Genomic DNA, 5874 nt, shown 5'->3' with positions numbered 1-5874 from the left:
GGAATGGGGAAGATGCCTTAGCGAAAATCATTAAACTCTCACCCGATGTCGTCACCCTGGACGTTGAGATGCCAAAAATGAATGGAATAGAAGCTTTAAAAAGAGTAATGGCTGAGTGCCCTGTACCTGTCGTCATGCTTTCCTCCACCACCAAAGAAGGTGCCGAAGAAACTTTGAAAGCAATTCAGCTTGGTGCAGTTGATTTTATTGCCAAGCCTTCAGGTACGATTTCCCTTGACCTGCACAAAGTTCAAGATGAAATCGTCCAAAAAGTGTTATCAGCCAGCCAAGTTCCAATCACTAAACTATTGAAAAGCCGGACTTCAATTGAGTCTGATTCAAAAAAAGATTTTCATAAGGAACACATACCGAGGAAAGAAGAGCCTGGTACAACAAGCAGTTCTGCATTTAACTTAAATGACAACAAGAATAAGATCATTTTAATCGGAACCTCTACAGGGGGGCCGAGGGCATTGCAGCATGTGCTGACTGAATTACCTTCATCTTTAAACGCTCCGGTGCTTATCGTACAGCATATGCCTGCGGGTTTCACTAAATCATTGGCCGACCGTTTAAACTCGATTTCAAACATTCGGGTAAAAGAAGCTGAACAGGGAGAAGTCCTCCAAGATGGGACTGCTTATATCGCTCCGGGCGGATACCATATGAAAATAATGCAGGCTGAAACAATGATGAAAGTGCATTTGTCAAAAGAAGAAGAACCCCGAAACGGACATCGTCCTTCTGTTGATGTTCTTTTTGAATCCGTATCGAAAATCGATGACTACAATAAAATTGCTGTCATTATGACAGGGATGGGCACCGATGGTACACAAGGAGTTAAACAACTTAAGGAATATGGAAGTGTGAAGACAATAGCAGAGTCACATGATTCTTGTATTGTTTATGGAATGCCAAAGTCGGTGATAGCTGCAAACCTTTCAGATGATATTGTAAATGTGGATGAAATCGCTCAATCAATTATGAAGTACATGATGTAGAGAGGCGTGGAGCATATGGAAATGAGTCAATATCTAGAAGTGTTTATAGAAGAAAGTAAAGAAAATTTACAAGCCTGCAATGAACAATTACTTGAACTCGAAAAGAGCCCCGATAATTTGTCGATTGTAAATGAAATTTTCCGGGCAGCTCATACTTTAAAAGGAATGTCTGCCACAATGGGTTACGAAGACCTGGCAAATCTCACTCATAAAATGGAAAATGTCCTGGATGGGATAAGGAATGAAAAGATACGCGTTTCACCTGAGATTTTGGACGTTGTGTTTAAGTCGGTGGATGATCTTGAAGAAATGGTTCTATCCATTTCAAATGGAGGGGACGGAAAAAAGGATGTGACTGAAGTTGTCACACTTCTGCAAGCAATCGAAAACGGCGGAAGTATCTCCTCTTCTCAATCTCTTGCCCAAAAAGAGTCAGCAGCAGCAGTAGCAATGGATGCTTCAATTAATTACGAAGCGTTTGAACAGACAGTGATCGAACAATCATACGAACAGGGGATGCACTGTTTTGAACTGTCCGTTTCATTGAGGGAAGATTGTCTCCTGAAAGCTGCGAGGGTATATATGGTGTTTGAGGTGTTGGAGAAGATTGGGGAAGTGATTAAATCCGTACCAACAGTAGATAAGCTCGAGGAAGAACAGTTCGATCAATCTTTTACAGTTACAATCGTAACCAATGAAAGTTCAATCGACATTGAAAAGAAAGTGTTAAATGTGTCAGAGGTTGAAAGGGTCGGCGTCACTGAAATAACTCCGGAGACTCTGCAAAATCAGAATGCCATACATAAAATAGAAGAGCAAAAGCCTGAGAGTAAGGAAGTAATTGCTTCACAAGAAAAGCCTGTGAAAGGGAAAGATTCGAATTCTCCCAAAGAATCCACAAGATCTACCTCCTCAAATAAAACGATTCGGGTAAATATAGAACGGCTGGATATTTTAATGAATTTGTTTGAAGAGCTGGTCATAGACCGGGGCAGACTGGAACAGATATCAAAGGATCTCAATAATGCTGAGTTGAATGATACTGTTGAAAAAATGACCCGTATTTCAGGTGATTTGCAAAACATCATTCTCAATATGAGAATGGTGCCTGTTGAAACGGTTTTCAACCGCTTCCCGCGAATGGTGCGCCAGCTTGCCAGAGACTTGGATAAGAAAATAAATATTGAAATCATCGGTGCTGAAACTGAACTGGATCGAACGGTCATCGATGAAATTGGGGATCCGTTGGTTCACTTGATCCGGAATGCGATCGACCATGGGATTGAAAAACCGGAAATTCGCCTGAAGAAGGGAAAAACTGAAGAGGGGACTGTCAAGCTTAAAGCGTATCATAGTGGAAATCATGTATTTATTGAACTGGAAGACGATGGTGCAGGAATCAACAAACAAAGGGTATTGGAGAAAGCGATTCAAAAGGGGATCGTCAGTGAAGAAACAGCAATTACACTGACGGATAGACAAATCTCTGAATTGATTTTAGCTTCCGGTTTTTCCACAGCAGAACAAATTTCAGACATCTCTGGGAGAGGTGTGGGACTGGATGTCGTGAAAGCAACGATTGAATCGCTGGGTGGATCCATCACCATTGATTCCACTGAGGGACAAGGATCACTGTTTTCTATTCAACTACCATTAACTCTTTCTATCATTTCTGTGATGCTGGTGGAAATCGCGAAAGAGAAATATGCTGTACCTTTATCTTCAATTATTGAAACGGCCATCGTGAAAAAGGACGAAATCATGAAAGCCCATAACCAGAAAGTGATAGATTTCAGAGGGAAAGTAGTGCCGCTGGTTTTCCTTGAAGACGTGTTCGAAGTACCTAAGGAAACAACTGACGAGGAAGAGTTCTATTCAACTGTTATTGTTCGAAAAGGGGAAAAAATGGCTGGTCTCGTTGTCGACTCCTTTATCGGTCAGCAGGAAATCGTATTAAAATCGCTGGGAAATTATTTAACAGATGTATTTGCCATTTCCGGTGCAACAATTCTTGGTGACGGACAAGTGGCACTGATCGTAGACTGCAATGCATTAATTAAATAGGAGGTAAAGGCAATGAGTGAAATGACAGTATCAACTGAAGATCTTAAACTAATTGTATTTCAGTTAGCGGATAAAGAGTATGCCATCCCTGTAAATCAAGTACGGTCAATCGAGAAACTGCAATATATAACCAGAGTGCCAAAGACCCCTGCTTATGTAAAAGGTGTCATCAATTTGCGTGGGGTTGTAACTCCGATCATCGACTTGAGATCCAAGTTTGAATTGCCGCGCGGTGAAGATTCTGAAAGCATGAGGATTATCATAGCAGGTCTCCAGGATAAAGAAGTAGGATTGATTGTAGATGCCGCAAATGATGTACTTGATGTCTCAAGGGACAGTATTGAACCCCCTCCTGAAGTTGTCGGAGTAACGGAGGCAGAGTATATCGGCGGAGTAGTCAAACAAGACAGAAGATTACTTATCCTGCTCCATCTGGACAAAATCCTTCAGTCATTATAGGAGGCAGCTTATGGGCTATGAACAAAAAATCACTTCCATGCACCTGGATATTTTAAAAGAGATTGGGAATATAGGTGCTGGTCACGCAGCGACAGCATTGTCGACATTATTAGATAGAAAAATAGATATGAAGGTTCCGCACGTGAAGATCGTTTCGTTTGATGAAATGATGGAAATGGCCGGCGGAGCAGACAACGTTGTTGTTAGTGTATTTCTGAGAATTGAAGGAGATGCACCTGGCAGCATGTTCTTCCTGCTCCCGCTTGCACAAGCATCTGCGTTTGTTAAATTGATGATTCATGACGAGCATTTTTCATTTGAAGCGTCTCCTCCTTCGGAATTGGGTTTATCTGCTATGCAGGAATTAGGAAATATTCTTTCAGGATCGTATTTATCTTCTCTGTCTGATTTTACACAACTCAACTTACTGCCTTCCGTACCCTCACTATCAATTGATATGGCAGGTGCAATCATAGGCTTCGGGTTGATTGAAATCTCACAGGTAAGTGATTATGCCATCGTAATAGATACTGCATTAAAAGAAGTAACAGCAGAAGATGCTGAATTCGTAAATGGACATTTCTTTCTGCTTCCCGATCCAGATTCTTTTAATATTATATTTCAGTCCTTGGGCATGCACGAATGATTAAAGTTCAGTCTGTAGTTAAAGTGGGTATCGCTGATCTGAAAACACTGAAAGAAAATGGTTCAATACGTACTTCGGGATTAGGCTCTTGTGTAGGTGTCGTTCTATATGATGATTATTTGAAAATAGCCGGCATGGTCCATGTGATGCTTCCGAGCTCTTCCATTTCCAAAGAAAAACCGTTGAATGCAGCTAAATATGCTGATTCCGGTGTGGAAGAGTTAATTCGCAGGTTAAGGGATATGGGGGCAGGACTGAATAGGCTGAAATGTAAGATGGCAGGGGGGGCCCAGATGTTTCAGCTTTCATCTAAGAGTGAATTGATGAGAATAGGACCTCGTAACATAGAAGCTGTTAAAAAAGTGCTGTTGAAAAATAACATACCCGTCATCGCCGAGGATTTAGGAGGGAACAAGGGAAGAACAATAGAATTCTTTGTTTCTGAATCTACTCTCCATATCCGTACAGTAAATGAAGGGACAAAGGTGATGTAAGATCACCAATTCAAAATACATTAGGAGGAGGAGTCTTATGTCTCAGCAACCCGCTCGAACTGAAGAACAATACTATTGGGATAAATGGATTACAAGCCGCGACACACTGGCGGGTGACCTGTTAGTGAAAAAATATATGCCTTTAGTGTCATATCATGTAGCGCGGATCTCAGTCGGACTGCCGAAAAACGTCTCGAGAGAAGATATTAAAAGTCTTGGGTTGATGGGATTACTCGACGCCCTTCAAAAATTCGACCCTTCCAGGGATCTTAAGTTTGATACATATGCTTCTTTCCGGGTAAGGGGGGCGATTCTGGACGGCTTAAGGAAAGAAGATTGGCTCCCGAGATCCACAAGGGATAAAGCTAAAAGGATTGAAGCGAAGATCGTTGAACTTGAACAACAACACCTCCGCCATGTTACAGCAGAAGAAATTGCAAGTGAATTAGAAATGTCTGTAGAGGATGTATATCAAACAACGAATGAGCATTTTTTTGCAAATGTATTATCGATTGATGATCAGCTTACAGATGATGACCATGAGAGCCAGACATATTCATTGAAAGATCATAAAACAATCTCACCAGAAGAGGAAGTGCTAAAAGGTGAGAGAATGACTGAATTGGAACAAACAATCCAAAAACTTTCTGAAAAAGAGCAGATTGTGTTAAGTTTATTCTATAAAGAGGAATTAACATTGACAGAAATAGGAGAAATTCTGAAACTTTCCACCTCTAGAATTTCCCAAATACATTCTAAAGCTATATTCAAATTGCGTAATCTGCTCGACTCTTAACTTTTCTCAGAAATGAGGTAAGAACGATGAGTTTAAAAGCAATTGAAATGCAAATTGCTCTGCCAAGGACATTCGATGCAGCAAAGCAGGCTGAACACCTTAATGGAAATCATCAATTGACTCAGAGCGCGGCAAGTTTACAACTTGAAAAAGAACTGCGTAAAAAGAGGCATACAGTACAGGAAAGTAAACAAAAGGGATTAGTTGCACTTCGAAAGGAAAAAGAATAGGATAAAGCGGAGAATAGACAGAAGAGCGATGAAGATTACTCCGATGATGAAAATGATCACCCTTATAAGGGAAGAAAGATCGACTACTCTGGTTAACTGCATATCAGCTGAAAGACTGCTCCTGTTTTGCGTGATAAGGACGGTCTTTTTTATGGCATATAATTAAAATCAACTAAAAAGGGTG

Annotated in this window: 7 protein-coding genes; all 7 read left to right on the top strand. The window is 40.9% G+C overall.

Going from position 1 to position 5874, the window contains the following annotated elements; all coding sequences use genetic code 11:
- Positions 1 to 1001 (top strand): protein-glutamate methylesterase/protein-glutamine glutaminase (locus HP456_RS18825; RefSeq protein WP_172253928.1); only part of this gene is annotated, 1001 nt, incomplete at its 5' end.
- Positions 1002 to 1016: 15 nt separating this feature from the next.
- A complete protein-coding gene (locus tag HP456_RS18820) occupies positions 1017 to 3065 on the top strand; it encodes a chemotaxis protein CheA (protein WP_172253926.1) in 2049 nt (682 codons plus the stop codon).
- Between the two features lie 12 nt (positions 3066 to 3077).
- Positions 3078 to 3524: a chemotaxis protein CheW gene (locus HP456_RS18815; RefSeq protein WP_376766238.1), complete on the top strand. Its 447-nt coding sequence runs from the start codon at positions 3078 to 3080 to the stop codon at positions 3522 to 3524.
- 10 nt (positions 3525 to 3534) lie between these two features.
- Complete coding sequence (locus HP456_RS18810; protein ID WP_172253924.1) at positions 3535 to 4170, top strand: chemotaxis protein CheC; 636 nt, start codon at positions 3535 to 3537, stop codon at positions 4168 to 4170.
- Positions 4167 to 4664 (top strand): chemotaxis protein CheD, encoded by a 498-nt coding sequence (locus tag HP456_RS18805; RefSeq protein WP_172253922.1) that lies wholly within the window; start codon positions 4167 to 4169, stop codon positions 4662 to 4664. Before HP456_RS18810 ends, HP456_RS18805 begins: the two co-directional genes overlap by 4 nt.
- Before the next feature lie 37 nt (positions 4665 to 4701).
- The gene (locus HP456_RS18800) at positions 4702 to 5460 is read left to right on the top strand and encodes a FliA/WhiG family RNA polymerase sigma factor (protein ID WP_172253920.1); all 759 of its coding nucleotides are present in this window, start codon (positions 4702 to 4704) and stop codon (positions 5458 to 5460) included.
- 26 nt (positions 5461 to 5486) lie between these two features.
- Complete coding sequence (locus HP456_RS18795; RefSeq protein WP_172253918.1) at positions 5487 to 5690, top strand: hypothetical protein; 204 nt, start codon at positions 5487 to 5489, stop codon at positions 5688 to 5690.
- Positions 5691 to 5874 lie beyond the last annotated feature (184 nt).

This window comes from Bacillus haikouensis (genome assembly GCF_013179555.1).
GTDB classification, from domain to species: domain Bacteria; phylum Bacillota; class Bacilli; order Bacillales; family Bacillaceae_B; genus Rossellomorea; species Rossellomorea haikouensis_A.
The sequence above is the reverse complement of the archived record's forward strand: the minus strand, read 5'-3'. Positions and strand labels throughout refer to the sequence as shown.

Bases quoted from the DNA above. Each gene is read 5' to 3' on its own strand.
- HP456_RS18815 (WP_376766238.1), top strand. From the start codon at position 3,078: ATGAGTGAAATGACAGTATCAACTGAAGATCTTAAACTAATTGTATTT.
- HP456_RS18820 (WP_172253926.1), top strand. From the start codon at position 1,017: ATGGAAATGAGTCAATATCTAGAAGTGTTTATAGAAGAAAGTAAAGAA.
- HP456_RS18810 (WP_172253924.1), top strand. From the start codon at position 3,535: ATGGGCTATGAACAAAAAATCACTTCCATGCACCTGGATATTTTAAAA.
- HP456_RS18795 (WP_172253918.1), top strand. From the start codon at position 5,487: ATGAGTTTAAAAGCAATTGAAATGCAAATTGCTCTGCCAAGGACATTC.
- HP456_RS18805 (WP_172253922.1), top strand. From the start codon at position 4,167: ATGATTAAAGTTCAGTCTGTAGTTAAAGTGGGTATCGCTGATCTGAAA.
- HP456_RS18800 (WP_172253920.1), top strand. From the start codon at position 4,702: ATGTCTCAGCAACCCGCTCGAACTGAAGAACAATACTATTGGGATAAA.